Genomic DNA, 14,010 nt, shown 5'->3' with positions numbered 1-14,010 from the left:
GTTTCCTGAACGCACTCGCCGGCCGCGACGGCATTCCCATGCCCGTTCCCGCGCTCATGCGACGCATCGGTATCTTCCGTCGCCCGCGCGCGTCCGCCGGCGCCCTTTCCCGGCCTTCGCCGGACCCCGGCCGTGCCAGAGTCGCGGCCTCGGTTGCCGGTTGCCGGTTGCCCCGGCATCTCATCCTCGCTCACGCCCCATTTGTATTCCCGCCCCTATTTCCCGCCTGTCGCGCAGACGCGCGCCGTACGATTTTTTTCTGTCGGGGGGTGTCACTCGAACGTCGTCATCTGCTGCGATTTCCGGACATTTGGCGAGTACCGCCCCGAGCCCCGCCGAACTGCGTCGAACTCCCGCCCGGCAAGGCTTTGCGGCGTTTGTAACCGGTAGTGCAACGTGCGGCGGAACACGCTAATCTCAGCGCGTTTTCCGTCTGTCGCCGCGCGGTATCCGCTCGATACCCGCCGCCGTTTGATCCCCGGAGTTGCCTTGAGTACGCCAGCCACCGATGACTGGGTCGCGCGCAGCCTGCGCGCGGTCTGGCATCCCTGCACCCAGATGAAACACCACGAGCGCCTGCCGCTGATCCCCGTCGCGCGCGGCGCCGGCGTGTGGCTGTTCGACCGCGACGGCCGCCGCTACTTCGACGCGATCAGCTCTTGGTGGGTGAACCTGTTCGGCCATGCGAACCCGGACATCAACGCGGCGCTGAAGAACCAGCTCGACACGCTCGAGCACGCGATGCTCGCCGGCTGCACGCACGAGCCGGCGATCGAGCTCGCCGAGCGGCTGCACGCGCTCACCGGCCGCACGCTCGGCCATGCGTTTTTCGCGTCGGACGGCGCATCGGCCGTCGAGATCGCGTTGAAGATGAGCTTCCACGCGTGGCGCAACCGCGGCCGCGCGGACAAGCGCGAATTCGTGTGCGTCGCGAACGGCTATCACGGCGAGACGATCGGCGCGCTCGGCGTGACCGACGTCGCGCTGTTCAAGGACGCGTACGACCCGCTGATCCGCAACGCGCACGTGGTCGCGTCGCCCGACGCCCGCGGCGCGCTGCCGGGCGAGACGGCCGCGGACGTGGCAGGCCGCGCGCTCGCCGGCGTCCGCCGCCTGTTCGCCGAACGCGCGGACAAGATCGCCGCGCTGATCGTCGAGCCGCTCGTGCAGTGCGCGGCGGGCATGGCCATGCACGACCCGTCGTACGTGCGCGGGCTGCGCGCGCTGTGCGACGAATTCGGCGTGCACCTGATCGCCGACGAGATCGCGGTCGGCTGCGGCCGCACCGGCACCTTCTTCGCGTGCGAGCAGGCCGGCGTGTGGCCCGACTTCCTGTGCCTGTCGAAGGGGATCAGCGGCGGCTACCTGCCGCTGTCGCTGGTGCTCACGCGCGACGACGTGTTCGCGGCGTTCTACGACGACGACACGACGCGCGGCTTTCTGCACTCGCACTCGTACACCGGCAACCCGCTCGCGTGCCGCGCGGCGGTCGCGACGCTCGACCTGTTCGCGCGCGACGACGTGCTCGCCGCGAACGCGCGCAAGTCGGACGCGATGCGCGCGGCGCTTGCGCCGCTCGACGCGCATCCGCAGGTGCGCCACCTGCGCGAGCGCGGCACGCTGTTCGCGTTCGACGTCGCGCTCGACGGCGACGCGGCACGCGGCTTCTCGCGGCGCTTCTTCGAGCGTGCGCTCGAACGCGAATTGCTGCTGCGCCCGATCGGCACGACCGTGTACCTGATGCCGCCGTACGTGATGAGCGACGACGACATCGCGTGGCTCGCGCAGCGCACGCGCGACACGCTCGATGCGACGCTCGCGGAGGCCGCATGACGACGACCGGCCTCCTCGGCACGCTGCAGCGCGGCCTCGCCGAACTCGACGCGCAGGGCCTGCGCCGCGTGCGCCGCACCGCCGACACCGCATGCGACGCGCACATGCGCGTCGACGGCCGCGACATCGTCGGGTTCGCGAGCAACGATTACCTCGGCCTCGCCGCGCATCCGGCGCTCGTCGCCGCGTTCGCCGAAGGCGCGCGGCGCTACGGCGCCGGCAGCGGCGGCTCGCATCTGTTCGGCGGCCATTCGCGTGCGCACGCGACGCTCGAGGACGAGCTCGCCGGCTTCGCGGGCGGCTTCTCCGACGCGCCGCGCGCGCTGTACTTCAGCACCGGCTACATGGCGAACCTCGCCGCGATGACGGCGCTTGCGGCCAAGCACGCGACGATCTTCTCCGACGCGTTGAACCATGCATCGCTGATCGACGGGATCCGGCTGTCGCGCGCGAACGTGCAGGTCTATCCGCATGCGGACATGGCCGCGCTCGCCGCGCTGCTCGATGCGTCGGACGCCGAAACGAAGCTGATCGTCAGCGATACCGTGTTCAGCATGGACGGCGACATCGCGCCGCTCGCGGAGCTCGTCGCATTGGCCGAGCGCCACGGCGCATGGCTCGTCGTCGACGACGCGCACGGCTTCGGCGTGCTCGGCCCGCAGGGCCGCGGCGCGCTCGCGGCCGCCGCGCTGCGCTCGCCGAACCTGCTCTACGTCGGCACGCTCGGCAAGGCGGCCGGCGTCGCGGGCGCGTTCGTCGTCGCGCACGAGACGGTGATCGAATGGATGATCCAGCGCGCGCGCAGCTACATCTTCACGACGGCCGCGCCGCCGGCGGTCGCGCATGCGGTATCGGCAAGCCTGAAGGTGATCGCCGGCGACGAAGGCGACGCGCGACGCGCGCACCTCGCCGCGCTGATCGAACGCACGCGCGCGCTGCTGCGCACGACGCGCTGGCAGCCGGTCGACTCGCACACGGCCGTGCAGCCGCTCGTGATCGGCAGCAACGACGCGACGCTCGCGGCGATGCGCTCGCTCGACGCGCACGGCCTGTGGGTGCCCGCGATCCGGCCGCCGACGGTGCCGGCCGGCACGTCGCGGCTGCGCATCTCGCTGTCGGCCGCGCATTCGTTCGACGATCTCGCGCGGCTCGAAGCCGCATTACTGGAAGCCAGCAACGAAGCACGATGAACCGCTCCTCCGCTCAGAAGCTTTGCATGGGACCGCAGTACGCGCGAAAGCGCCACTCCGGATCGACACGTCCGCTGCCCGCCGAAGCGGCGGCCGCCCTGCCCGGAACAGACCGGCAGGAGGCAGCATGACTGCACCACTCTCCGTCTTCGTCACCGGCACCGACACGGAAATCGGCAAGACCTTCGTGTCGGCCGCGATGCTGCACGGTTTCGCGCGGCACGGGCTGCGTGCGGCCGCGCTGAAGCCGGTCGCGGCCGGCGCGTATGAGCGCGACGGCGTGTGGCGCAACGAGGACGCCGACCAGCTCGACGCAGCCGCGAACGTCGTGCTGCCGCCCGAGCTGCGCACGCCGTTCCTGCTGAAGGCGCCCGCCGCACCGCATATCGTCGCCGCGCACGAAGGCGTGACCCTCGACATCGACACGATCGTCGCGAGCCATCGCGAAGCGCTGACGCGCGCAGACGTGGTCGTCGTCGAAGGCGTCGGCGGCTTTCGCGTGCCGCTGAACGACACGCAAGACACGGCCGACCTCGCGGTTGCGCTCGGCCTGCCGGTGGTGCTCGTCGTCGGCGTGCGGCTCGGCTGCATCAGCCACGCGCTGCTGACGGCCGATGCGATTGCCGCGCGCGGCCTCACGCTCGCCGGCTGGGTCGCGAACCACGTCGACCCGGCGATGTCGTATGCCGACGAGAACGTCGCGACGATCTGCGACTGGCTCGCGCGCGAGCATCGCGCGCCGCTCGTCGGCCGCATCGCGCACATGAACCCGGCCGCTCCCGAATCCGCCGCGGCGATGCTCGACATCGCCGCGCTCGTCGACACGCTGCGCGCCGCGCGGCATTGACGCCCCGATCTCCGCATTCACGAAGGAAAACCACCATGACCCAAGCCCAGACCGCAGCCGTGCAACCCGACGCGATCGCCGTGGCCGCTCCGGCGCCGCAGCGCTGGCGCGTCGCCGACGTCGTCGCGCTGTTCGAACTGCCGTTCAACGACCTGATGTTCCGCGCGCAGCAGGTGCACCGCGAGCACTTCGACGCGAACGCGGTGCAGCTGTCGACGCTGCTGTCGATCAAGACGGGCGGCTGCGAGGAAGATTGCGGCTACTGCTCGCAGTCGTCGCACCACGACACGGGCCTGAAGGCCGAGAAGCTGATGGACGTCGACGCGGTGCTCGACGCCGCGCGCGCGGCGAAGGCGAACGGCGCGAGCCGCTTCTGCATGGGCGCCGCGTGGCGCAACCCGAAGGAGCGCCACATGCCGGCGCTGACCGAGATGGTGCGCGGCGTGAAGGAGCTTGGCCTCGAGACCTGCATGACGCTCGGCATGCTCGAGGACGAGCAGGCTCGGCAACTCGCCGACGCCGGCCTCGACTACTACAACCACAACCTGGACACGTCGCCGGAGTTCTACGGCCAGGTGATCTCGACGCGCACGTACCAGGATCGCCTCGACACGCTCGACCGCGTGCGCGATGCGGGCATCAACGTGTGCTGCGGCGGCATCATCGGGATGGGCGAATCGCGCCGCGAGCGTGCGGGCCTGATCTCGCAGCTCGCGAACCTGAATCCGTATCCGGAATCGGTGCCGATCAACAACCTGGTCGCGATCGAAGGCACGCCGCTCGAAGGCACCGCGCCGCTCGACCCGTTCGAGTTCGTGCGCACGATCGCGGTCGCGCGCATCACGATGCCGAAGGCGGTCGTGCGCCTGTCGGCCGGCCGCGAGCAGCTCGACGACGCGATGCAGGCGCTGTGCTTCCTCGCCGGCGCGAACTCGATGTTCTACGGCGACCAGCTGCTGACGACGAGCAACCCGCAGACGCAGCGCGACCGCGCGCTGTTCGAGCGGCTCGGGATTCGCGCGAGCCAGGCCGATGCGCTGGAGGAGCGCGCGTAAGCGACCGCAGTAGCGGCGCGCATCGCGCGCAAATGACGAAGCCGGGCATGCCCCGGCTTTTTTCATGCTTCGTCGCAGAACGTTGCCGATCGCGTGCACGGACGCGGGCTCCGCACTAACATTGCGGGTCCGCCGCGAAACGGCGGGTGTGCCGGATGCACCGGATGCCCGTCGATCGCGCGGGCATCCAGTCACACAACCGGGGAAACAGCCATGAAGAAAACGGCACTGATGCTGCTGGCCGCCGTCGCAACCACCGCGCACGCCGCGGCGCCGAAATGCTCGACGCAGACGCTGAACGGACACGCCAGCGAACTCTGCGTGACGAGCGTACCGTTCCAGCACGACTACTACACGCTCAAGGTCGACCGCGCGCTGATCTTCGTTTTACCGGACGACTATATCGAGGACGTCGCGCTCACGCACACGATCCCGAAGGACGCGGCGATCGAATTCCCGCTGTCGCAGCAAGGCACGCCCACCGTGAAGATCTCCGGCGGCTGCGCGCCGGTCAGCGAAACGCAGGACGGTCACGCGGTCGAGGTCGGCCGGCGCTGTTCGTTCAAGTGGGGCAATGTCGAGATCCTGAAGGATCTGACGATCCGTTACGACTGACGCGCGCCGGCGTGCGTATCGGCGTGCGGGTCGCGGCGGCATCACACGTGCGCAGCCGCCCCGTCGAGCGCCGCGCGCACGCGTTCGATCTGCCGTTCGTCGACCGGCGCCAGCACTTCGCCGCGCAGCCGCACGCCGGAGCCGAAATGCACGGCGCGCACGCCGGTCGCGCGAACGAAGTCGCCGACCGCATCGACCGTCAGCCCCGAGCCGGCCAGCACCGCACATGTCGAGCCGGCCGCGTGCCGCACGAGCCGCGTGATCGTCGCGGCGGCGTCGAGCACCGACGGATGGCCGCCCGACGTCAGCACCGACGTGACGGCCGGCACGCGCAGCAGCGCATCGAACGCGGCATTGAGATCGCGCGACACGTCGAACGCGCGATGAAACGTCAGGTCGCGCCCGTCGGCGGCAGCCGCGACGCGCTCGAGCGCGGCGAGATCGACGTCGCCGCGCGCATCGAGCGCACCGAACACGACACCGTTCGCGCCGGCCGCGCCGGCCGCGCGCACGTCGCGTTCGACCACGCGCAGGTCGTCCGCGTCGTAGACGAACGAGCGGCTGTGCGGGCGCACGATCACGTTCACCGGAATCGGCACCGCGGCGACGACGGCCTCGATCAGGCCGACGCTCGGCGTGAGGCCGCCCTCGGTGATCGCGGTGACGAGTTCGAGGCGGTCGGCGCCCGCGCGGGCGGCGGCCTTCGCGTCGCCGACGGTCGTGGCGATCACTTCGAGGAGGACGGTGGAAGCGGCGGTGCGGGTCATCGGCGGCTCGCGAATCGTCTGGACAATTCGCGCATCCTAGCCGAGCGGCGTGAACCGCGCCAGCGCCGCGCCCGCTATGCGCCGCCCGCGTCCTCGTCGGCCCAGTCGATATCGCCGCACAGCACGTGCAGCGCATCGCCGATGCGCACGGCCACCGACAGCGTCACGCACGGCTGCGCCTCGTTGATCGACAGGTACGGGCGCGTCACTTGCACGCGTCCGGGCTCGCCGATCGCCGTGCGGAAATACGGCCGGCGCAGCCAGTTCGCCCCCTGCGCGTCCGCGAGCGGCGAGAAGCGCGCCTCGGCAAGCGCGCGGTCCGCGCGCAGCACGACGTTGCGGCCCGCCTGGCGGCCCCGCGCATCGAGCAGGAAGCAGCGCGCCGCATCGTCGAGCGCGAGGAAGTTCCAGCACACCTCGTCGAGCGGCTCGCCGGCCGCCAGCCGCTCGGCCGCGCGGTCGAACGCGCGCAGGTACGGCGCGAGCCGCTGCGCGTCGCGCCGCTCGCGCGCTTCGGTCTGCTCGCGATACCGCTCGGTCAGCTCGCCGATGCAGCCGGTCGCCGTCGCACTGTCGGGCAGACCGGGCGCCGGCCGGCCGAAGTAATAGCCCTGCACGAAATCGGCCTCGCACGCCAGCGCGATCTGCGCGTCGTGCTCGGTCTCGATCCCTTCGACCAGCACGAGCTTGCCGGCCTCGTGCAGCAGCGTGACGAGCCCGTGCAGGATCGCGGTGAGCCCGGTGCGGTGCGCCGCGTGCGACAGCATGATCCGGTCGAGCTTCACGATGTCCGGGTTCAGTTGCCAGATGCGCTCGAGATTCGAGTGCCCGGCGCCGAAATCGTCGAGCGCGATCAGGAAACCCTGCGCGCGGAATTCGCGCACGGCTTCGGCGAGCCGCTCGACGTCCTCCGCGCGCTGCTCGAGCACTTCGAGCACGATGCGGCGCGGCGGCATCCCGAGCCGCTTCAGGTTCGCGAACAGCGCGGCGGCCTGGAACGGGTCGGTGAGCACGCCCGGATGCACGTTCAGGAACAGCCACTCGCGCTCGGCGCCGAGCAGCGCGAAATTCTCGAGATGCAGCGCCTGCGCGAGCCGGTCGAGCTGCAGCAGCTCGCCTTGGCGCGCGGCCTCGCCGAACACGTCGAGCGGCGACACCGCGCGGTCGAGCGCATCATGCGCGCGCAGCAGCGCCTCGTAGCCGACCGCGCGCTGGTGCGACAGGCTGAAGATCGGCTGGAACACGGTCGTGAGCGTCAGGTCGCGATGCTGCGTGGCCAGGCGTTCGAGGCCGGAGCTCATCTCCCGCTCGAAACGGTACGGCGACGCGGCGGCCGGACGCTCCTGCTGCACGATCGTCATGGCGCCCTCCTGGCGATGCCGCGGATCGCGGCGGGTGAACGGGACGGCGTGCGCAATGTCATGGTGGAATCCTCGGTTGTCCGGCCGGTGCCGGACGGTACGCAAGCATTAAGCAAGCTCCGTGCAAGCGCTGAACACGGGTGTGGTGCGCGGGTTCCGCGCCGCCGCACCAGCGTGGCGCGGACCGGACGCACCGTTTGCGTGCATGCGCACCGGCGCACTCGAACGCACCGCTCACGCCGTCACGCTACACTCCGGACGAATATTTCATTCTCCCAGTTGCCGTATCGATGGAAATCGTTTTCACAGTCCTGATCCTGCTGCTCACCGTCGCGCTGTCCGGCGCGATCACGCGCGTGCTGCCGTTGCGGCTTCCGCTGCCGCTGATGCAGATCGTGTTCGGCGCGATGCTCGCGTGGCCGAAGCTCGATCTGCACGTCACGTTCGATCCCGAAATCTTCATGCTGCTGTTCATTCCGCCGCTGCTGTTCGCGGACGGCTGGCGGATTCCGAAACGCGAGCTGTACCTGCAGCGCCGCGCGATCCTGATGCTCGCGTTCGGGCTCGTGTTCATGACGGTACTCGCGGTCGGCTACTTCGCGCATTGGCTGATACCCGAGTTGCCGCTGCCGATCGCGTTCGCGCTCGCGGCCGTGCTGTCGCCGACCGACGCGGTCGCGCTGTCGGGCATCGCCGGCAAGGGGCGGATTCCGCCGCAGCTGATGCACATCCTCGAAGGCGAGGCGTTGATGAACGACGCGTCGGGCCTCGTCGCGCTGAAGTTCGCGATCGCGGCCGCGCTCACCGGCGTGTTCTCGCTGCGCGACGCGTCGATCACGTTCGTGATCGTCGCGGCCGGCGGGCTCGCGACGGGCGCGATCGTCGCGTGGCTGTTCAGCGCGCTGTCGACGCGCTTCCTGAACGCCGAGCAGGAAGGCGATCCGGCCCCCGGCATCGTGATGACGCTGCTCGTGCCGTTCGCCGCGTATCTGTTCGCCGAGCACCTCGATCTGTCCGGCGTGCTCGCGGCCGTATCGGCCGGGATGATGATGAATTACACGAGCTTCTCGCGCAAAAGCACCGTCGCGTCGCGCGTGCGGGCGGAAAGCACGTGGGCGATGATCGAGTTCGTGTTCAACGGCATGGTGTTCATCATGCTCGGGCTGCAGTTGCCGCACATCATCGGCCGTGCGCTCGTCGACGCGCATCACACGAGCGACGCGCTCGTCGGCCGGATGATCTTCAACGTATGCGCGATGATGCTCGCGCTGTATGCGATCCGCTTTTTGTGGGTGTGGCTGCTGCGCTGGATCGCGAGCCGCCGCGCGGCGCGCCACGGCCTCGCCGGCACGATGGCCGGCGTGCGCACGATCGCGGTGATGACGGTCGGCGGCGTGCGCGGCGCCGTCACGCTCGCGGGCGTGCTGTCGATTCCGGTCGCGCTGTCCGACGGCACGCCGCTGCCCGGGCGCGACACCGCGATCTTCGTCGCGTCGGCGGTGATTCTCGGCTCGCTGATCGTCGCGGTGATCGGCCTGCCGCTGCTGTTGCGCGGCGTGCGCTCGACGCGCAATCCGCTCGCCGACGAGGAGCGCCGCGCGCGCGCCGCCGCCGCGCAGGCGGCGATACGTGCAATCGATGCGTCGCACGACGCGATCTCGGCCGATCTCGACGAATCGGGCGCCGCGCGCTGCGCGGACATCTCGGCGCGCGTGATGGACCAGTATCGCCGCCGCCTCGCCGCGCTCGCGGAGGACGGCCCGACGCCGCGTGCGCAAGCGAAGCAGGCGGAAACGATGGAACTGCAGATGCGGATCGCCGCGGTGCGCGCGGAACGTTCGGTGCTGTACCGGCTGCGCAGCGAAAGCAGGATTTCCGACGAGACGCTGACGAAGCTGATCCGGGAGATCGATCTGTCGGAGACGGCGCTGTCGACGCGCAAGAAAGGGATCGTCTAGCAGGATGCTGGACTATCCCCTCGTTGCACGGGAGCGGCTCTCCGACGGCCGTCTCCGGGTGGGTCGCCCATCATGAGCGTCACCGTTTGCACATCCGGCACATCCGCGCGCGTTCGCGTTACTTCGCGACCACGACCGGGATCCCCTTCAGCATGCCCGCGCCCTTCATCTCGTCGAGCGCGTGCTGCACGGCCGCGCTCGTCGCCGCGTCGATGCCGAGCTGCAGCGCGAGCTCGCGCTCCGCACGCTTCACGCCGGCGAGGTTGCGCACCTTCACGTGACCGAAGCCGCGCACGCGCGCATGCAGATCCGCCAGCTGCGTGACCTGCGCCGCATTCTCCGCGGTCATCGCAGCGAGCGCACGCGTGAGCGTCGCCTCGTAGTCGTCCGCGAGCGCACGCTCCATCCTGCGCTCGGCCGTGCGGCCGAACGGATCGAGCCACGTGCCGCGCAGGCCGCGCACGCGCGCGAGCGTGCCGAGCACCGGCCACATCCACTGGCCGAACACCCGCTTCTTCGGCGCGCTGCCGTCGCGGCCTGCCTTCGCGACCGTCGGCGGCGCCAGATTGAACTTCACGCGATAGTCCTGCCCCGGCACGCCTTCGAACTGCGCTTCGAGCGCGGTGCGGAACTCGCCGTCCGCGTACAGCCGCGCGACCTCGTATTCGTCCTTCACCGCTAGCAGCCGGTAGAACGTCGTCGCGACCGCGCGCGTCAGCGCATCGTCGCCCTTCGCGCGCGCCGCGTTCACCAGCGCGCGGTAGCGCTCGACGTAGCGCGCGCCGCCGTACGCGTCGAGACGCGCCTCGCGATCGGCGATCAGCTCGGCGAGCGTCTGCGGCGCGGCATGCGTGGCGGCCACCGTGTGACGCGCGTTCCACAACGCATCGAGGCCTGCGGCGTCACCCGCGGCCATCCGGCCGATCGAGAACGCGAGCTTGTTCATCGGCACCGCGACGTTGTTCAGCTCGATCGCGCGCATCATCGCGGCGAGCGACACCGGCACGAGGCCGAGCTGCCACGCGTAGCCGAGCATCAGGATGTTCGCGCCGATCGAGTCGCCGAGGAATTTCGCGGCGAGCGCCTGCGCGTCGCAGCTCGACAGATAGCCGTTGCCGGCCGCGTGGCGCATCTTCTCGAGCAGCGCGTCCGCGTGCAGGCTCGCGTCGGGGTTCTGCACGAACGACGCGTTCGGAATCCGGTGCGTGTTGACGACGATGCGAGAACGCCCGTGGCGCACCGTCTGCAGCGCCTCGGCGCTCGCGCCGACCACCATGTCGCACGCGAGCAGCACGTCGGCCTGCTGCGTGTCGATGCGCACCTGGTTCAGCCAGCGGTCGCTCGACGCGATCCGCACGAACGACAGCACCGAGCCGCCCTTCTGCGCGAAGCCCATGAAGTCGAGCACCGACGCGCTCTTGCCTTCGAGGTGCGCGGCCATGCTGATCAGCGCGCCGACCGTGACGACGCCCGTGCCGCCGACGCCCGTCACGAGCATGTCGTACGGCGCCGCGTCGAGGTGCGTCGCGGGCACCGGCAGCGCGTCGACGCGCGCGGCGAGCGCCGCTTCGTCGAATGCGGCGCCGGCCGCCTTCTTCAGCGCCGCGCCTTCGACCGTCACGAAGCTCGGACAGAAGCCGTTCACGCACGAGTAATCCTTGTTGCACGACGACTGGTCGATGCGGCGCTTGCGGCCGAGCGGCGTCTCGAGCGGCTCGACCGACAGGCAGTTCGACTGCACGCCGCAGTCGCCGCAGCCTTCGCATACCGCGTCGTTGATGAACAGGCGCTTGTCCGGGTCGGGGAACTCGCCCTTCTTGCGGCGGCGGCGCTTCTCGGCCGCGCAGGTCTGGTCGTAGATCAGCACGGTGACGCCCGGCGTCTCGCGCAGTTCGCGCTGCACCGCGTCGAGCTCGCTGCGGTGGTGGAACGTCGTGCCCTTCGGGAACAGCCCGTGATGGCCGTCGTACTTCTCCGGCTCGTCGGACACCACGACGAAGCGCGACACGCCTTCCGCCTCGACCTGCCGCGCGATCTGCGGCACCGAGATGCTGCCGTCGACCGGCTGGCCGCCCGTCATCGCGACCGCGTCGTTGTAGAGGATCTTGTACGTGATGTTCGCCTTCGCGGCGACCGCCTGGCGGATCGCGAGGATGCCCGAGTGGAAGTAGGTGCCGTCGCCGAGGTTCTGGAACACGTGCTTCGTGTTCGTGAACATCGCATGCGCGGCCCAGTCGACGCCCTCGCCGCCCATCTGGATCAGGCCCGTGGTGTCGCGCTCCATCCACGACGCCATGAAGTGGCAGCCGATGCCGGCCTGCGCGATCGAGCCTTCCGGCACCTTCGTCGACGTGTTGTGCGGGCAGCCCGAGCAGAAGTACGGCGTACGCTTCACCGCGTCCGCTTCGTTCGACAGGATCTGCGGCGCGACAAGATCGACGACGCGCTCGCGCCGGTCGAGCGCCGGCTTGTGGCGCGCGAGCCAGTCGGCGAACACCGGCAGGATCCGCGACGGCCGCAGTTCGCCGAGTTCGGACAGCAGGCACGCGCCGGCCGCGTCGTGCTTGCCGAGCACGCGCGGGCGCGCGCCGTCCGCGCGGTTGTACAGGTAGTCCTTGATCTGCTGCTCGATGACGGGGCCCTTCTCCTCGATCACCAGCACTTCGGCGAGCCCGTCGACGAACGTCTCGATGCGCGTCATCTCGAGCGGATACGACAGGCCGACCTTGTAGATCCGCACGCCGGCCGCGTCGAGGTCGCCGACCGTCAGGTCGAGGCGGCGCAATGCCTCCATCAGGTCGAGGTGGGCCTTGCCGCAGGTGACGATGCCAACGTTCGCATGCGTGCTCGGCGCGATCCACTTGTCGATGCTGTTGGTGCGCGCGAAATGACGCACCGCGTCGAGCTTCGCGGCGAGGCGCGCTTCGATCGTCAGGCTCGGCAGGTCGGGCCAGCGGTTGTGCAGGCCGCCTGCCGGCGGCGTGAAGCCCGGCGGCGCCGGCCATTGCGTGTGCAGTGCGTCGAGATCGACGGTCGAACCGGACTCGACGGTCTCCGAGATCGCCTTGAAGCCGACCCACGCGCCCGAGTAACGCGACAGCGCCCAGCCGTACAGGCCGAATTCGAGCATGTCGGCGATGTTCGACGGGTTCACGATCGGCATGTGCCACGCGATCATCGCGAAGTCGCTCTGGTGCGGCATCGACGACGACACGCAGCCGTGGTCGTCGCCTGCCACCACCAGCACGCCGCCGTGCGGCGACGAACCATATGCGTTGCCATGCTTGAGCGCGTCGCCCGCGCGGTCGACGCCCGGGCCCTTGCCGTACCACATCGCGTACACGCCATCGACGGTGCGCTCCGGGTCGGCCTCGACACGCTGCGTGCCGAGCACCGCGGTGCCGCCGAGTTCTTCGTTGATGGCGGGCAGGAAGCGCACGCCGCCGGCATCGAGCAGTTTCTTCGCCTTCCACAGCTGCTGATCGACCATCCCGAGCGGCGAGCCGCGGTAGCCGCTGACGAAGCCCGCCGTGTTCAGGCCCTGCGCGGTGTCGGCCGCGCGCTGCATGAGCAGCAGGCGGACCAGCGCCTGCGTGCCGGTCAGGAAGATCCGGCCGCGCGTCGCGGTCAGGTTGTCGGTCAGACGGTAGTCGGATAGTGCGGGCGTGCCGTCGACTGGCAGGCGGGCGGTCATGGGGATGTCTCCTGATTGTGCTGTTCTGGGGCCGATCGCGGCGGCATCGGGCGACGCCGGCCGGAGCGGCTGGATGGCTCTATTTTTTCGCGGGGAGACGAGAAAGTTTTTTCTCATCTTGCGCGGGACCGCGCGGGGTGAGAAAAAGCGCGCAGGTTTTGGGTCGGAATTGAGAGAGTTTTCGCGCGGGGTAGATCGGTGCGGTTCGAATGGCAGCGCGGCGGGCGGCAGAAGGCGGTACCGCTCCCGGCTGCGGAATATCGGCCCGATGCCGGGGACGGCGGCGCTCGAGACCCGCGCGACGCGGGTTTCGGCGGTTGCGGGCCAATGCCCTCACCATGGAAAAGCACAGCATTGCGAGTCGTTCGGCCAACGGGATGTCCACAAGGCCGCGCAACCCGGACGGTTGGGTCGCGCGCTCACCGTTCGAACCCACAGCGTTTCGAGTGGCGTCGATGCCCGGATATCCGCAAGGGAATGGCCACGCAGCTTGATCGGGACTCGGCGCTCACCGTTGAAAACCACAGCGCCGCGAGTGATTTGGGTGTGGACATCTCCCTCGGCGACCAGTCGAATCCCTGTGCATTTCATCGGTGAGCACCGGCACGCGATTCGGGCAGGACCCGGAGTCACACGTGGACGCCCGACCCCGACACCACTCGAATTGCTGTGCATTTCGATGGTGAGCGT

At 69.8% G+C, this 14,010-nt stretch carries 9 protein-coding genes; 6 read left to right on the top strand and 3 right to left on the bottom strand.

The annotated features are described in order from the left end of the window. Positions 1-489 precede the first annotated feature (489 nt). The 5 genes from bioA to BSE24067_RS25855 all read left to right on the top strand — a co-directional run bounded on the left by bioA (position 490) and on the right by BSE24067_RS25855 (position 5,540). Positions 490-1,833 carry an adenosylmethionine--8-amino-7-oxononanoate transaminase gene (gene bioA, locus BSE24067_RS25875; RefSeq protein ID WP_151065623.1) on the top strand — a complete coding sequence of 448 codons (1,344 nt, stop codon included), beginning with the start codon at positions 490-492 and terminating at the stop codon, positions 1,831-1,833. Further along, positions 1,830-3,023, top strand: coding sequence for an 8-amino-7-oxononanoate synthase (gene bioF, locus BSE24067_RS25870; protein ID WP_151065624.1), 1,194 nt, complete (start codon positions 1,830-1,832; stop codon positions 3,021-3,023). The genes bioA and bioF overlap by 4 nt, the downstream gene beginning before the upstream one ends. A gap of 127 nt (positions 3,024-3,150) precedes the next feature. Beyond that, positions 3,151-3,870 (top strand): dethiobiotin synthase, encoded by a 720-nt coding sequence (gene bioD, locus BSE24067_RS25865; protein WP_151065625.1) that lies wholly within the window; start codon positions 3,151-3,153, stop codon positions 3,868-3,870. A gap of 35 nt (positions 3,871-3,905) precedes the next feature. Continuing rightward, positions 3,906-4,925 (top strand): biotin synthase BioB, encoded by a 1,020-nt coding sequence (gene bioB, locus BSE24067_RS25860; RefSeq protein WP_151065626.1) that lies wholly within the window; start codon positions 3,906-3,908, stop codon positions 4,923-4,925. Positions 4,926-5,138: 213 nt separating this feature from the next. Continuing rightward, entirely contained in the window at positions 5,139-5,540 is a 402-nt protein-coding gene (locus tag BSE24067_RS25855) for a hypothetical protein (RefSeq protein WP_151065627.1), read from the top strand. 41 nt (positions 5,541-5,581) lie between these two features. Here BSE24067_RS25855 and BSE24067_RS25850 read toward each other — a convergent pair whose 3' ends face one another. Beyond that, complete coding sequence (locus tag BSE24067_RS25850; RefSeq protein ID WP_151065628.1) at positions 5,582-6,307, bottom strand: copper homeostasis protein CutC; 726 nt, start codon at positions 6,305-6,307, stop codon at positions 5,582-5,584. Positions 6,308-6,381: 74 nt separating this feature from the next. Next, on the bottom strand, positions 6,382-7,668 hold the full coding sequence (locus tag BSE24067_RS25845) for a sensor domain-containing phosphodiesterase (protein ID WP_151065629.1): 1,287 nt from the start codon (positions 7,666-7,668) through the stop codon (positions 6,382-6,384). 290 nt (positions 7,669-7,958) lie between these two features. Here BSE24067_RS25845 and BSE24067_RS25840 point away from each other — a divergent pair, with 290 nt between their 5' ends. After that, positions 7,959-9,626 (top strand): Na+/H+ antiporter, encoded by a 1,668-nt coding sequence (locus BSE24067_RS25840; protein WP_151065630.1) that lies wholly within the window; start codon positions 7,959-7,961, stop codon positions 9,624-9,626. Positions 9,627-9,744: 118 nt separating this feature from the next. Here the strand turns inward: BSE24067_RS25840 and BSE24067_RS25835 are convergent, their stop codons facing one another. Then, positions 9,745-13,320, bottom strand: coding sequence for an indolepyruvate ferredoxin oxidoreductase family protein (locus tag BSE24067_RS25835; protein WP_151065631.1), 3,576 nt, complete (start codon positions 13,318-13,320; stop codon positions 9,745-9,747). Positions 13,321-14,010 lie beyond the last annotated feature (690 nt).

The organism is Burkholderia latens (genome assembly GCF_902499045.1).
GTDB lineage: Bacteria > Pseudomonadota > Gammaproteobacteria > Burkholderiales > Burkholderiaceae > Burkholderia > Burkholderia latens.
This window is presented reverse-complemented; position numbering and strand designations above follow the sequence as displayed.

What these genes read in the sequence shown, in the direction of transcription:
- bioF (WP_151065624.1), top strand. Translation starts at nt 1,830, where the DNA reads ATGACGACGACCGGCCTCCTCGGCACGCTGCAGCGCGGCCTCGCCGAA.
- bioD (WP_151065625.1), top strand. Translation starts at nt 3,151, where the DNA reads ATGACTGCACCACTCTCCGTCTTCGTCACCGGCACCGACACGGAAATC.
- bioB (WP_151065626.1), top strand. Translation starts at nt 3,906, where the DNA reads ATGACCCAAGCCCAGACCGCAGCCGTGCAACCCGACGCGATCGCCGTG.
- BSE24067_RS25855 (WP_151065627.1), top strand. Translation starts at nt 5,139, where the DNA reads ATGAAGAAAACGGCACTGATGCTGCTGGCCGCCGTCGCAACCACCGCG.
- BSE24067_RS25850 (WP_151065628.1), bottom strand. Translation starts at nt 6,307, where the DNA reads ATGACCCGCACCGCCGCTTCCACCGTCCTCCTCGAAGTGATCGCCACG.
- BSE24067_RS25845 (WP_151065629.1), bottom strand. Translation starts at nt 7,668, where the DNA reads ATGACGATCGTGCAGCAGGAGCGTCCGGCCGCCGCGTCGCCGTACCGT.
- BSE24067_RS25840 (WP_151065630.1), top strand. Translation starts at nt 7,959, where the DNA reads ATGGAAATCGTTTTCACAGTCCTGATCCTGCTGCTCACCGTCGCGCTG.
- BSE24067_RS25835 (WP_151065631.1), bottom strand. Translation starts at nt 13,320, where the DNA reads ATGACCGCCCGCCTGCCAGTCGACGGCACGCCCGCACTATCCGACTAC.